The organism is Streptomyces durhamensis, assembly GCF_000725475.1.
GTDB lineage: Bacteria > Actinomycetota > Actinomycetes > Streptomycetales > Streptomycetaceae > Streptomyces > Streptomyces filipinensis.
The window spans coordinates 1-454 of the sequence record NZ_JNXR01000109.1 but is presented as its reverse complement, the minus strand read 5'-3'; the positions used below and the strand labels follow the sequence as shown (position 1 = coordinate 454).

The following is a 454-nucleotide window of genomic DNA, read 5'->3' as shown; positions in this document are numbered from 1 at the left end:
CGCTGTGGCGCTGTGGCGCTGTGGCGCTGGCAGTGTGGGCCCGCTAGACGCAGGCACGCTCTCGTTCGGATTGGCTCTGGAGTGCTCGAAGCTGTGACAGTCCGTCTCGCAGGCGGGTTTTGAATGTGGGCAACGGGATGCCGAGGCGTTCGGCGCGCTCTTTGTGCGTCAGGTTGTCGTAGTAGACCATCGTGATGCTTTGCTGTTGCAGGATGGTGAGGGCCGCTAGCTGGCGGCGTACCTCGCGCACCAGGACCGGCTCATCAGCGCCGCCGTCGGCAATGTCTACAGAGCAGATGGTGACCAGCTCGATCCGGCGGCGCTGGCTTTCCATCGGACGCGGTCAATCGCGCGCCGGTGGCAGATCATCATCAGCCACGACAGCGGCTTGCCCCTGTTGGGTTGATAGAGGTGCGCCTTGTGCCACACCTCGAGGTACGCCTCTTGCATGACT

The 454-nt window shown here is 63.7% G+C and carries 2 protein-coding genes; both read right to left on the bottom strand.

Annotated features, from left to right (window positions below; all coding sequences use genetic code 11):
- Positions 1-43: 43 nt before the first annotated feature.
- Positions 44-334, bottom strand: coding sequence for a sigma factor-like helix-turn-helix DNA-binding protein (locus IO33_RS45365; protein WP_051927319.1), 291 nt, complete (start codon positions 332-334; stop codon positions 44-46).
- Positions 286-450 (bottom strand): sigma factor, encoded by a 165-nt coding sequence (locus IO33_RS54395; RefSeq protein ID WP_425348010.1) that lies wholly within the window; start codon positions 448-450, stop codon positions 286-288. The genes IO33_RS45365 and IO33_RS54395 overlap by 49 nt, the downstream gene beginning before the upstream one ends.
- Positions 451-454: the final 4 nt, after the last annotated feature.

What these genes read in the sequence shown, in the direction of transcription:
- IO33_RS45365 (WP_051927319.1), bottom strand. Translation starts at nt 334, where the DNA reads ATGGAAAGCCAGCGCCGCCGGATCGAGCTGGTCACCATCTGCTCTGTA.
- IO33_RS54395 (WP_425348010.1), bottom strand. Translation starts at nt 450, where the DNA reads ATGCAAGAGGCGTACCTCGAGGTGTGGCACAAGGCGCACCTCTATCAA.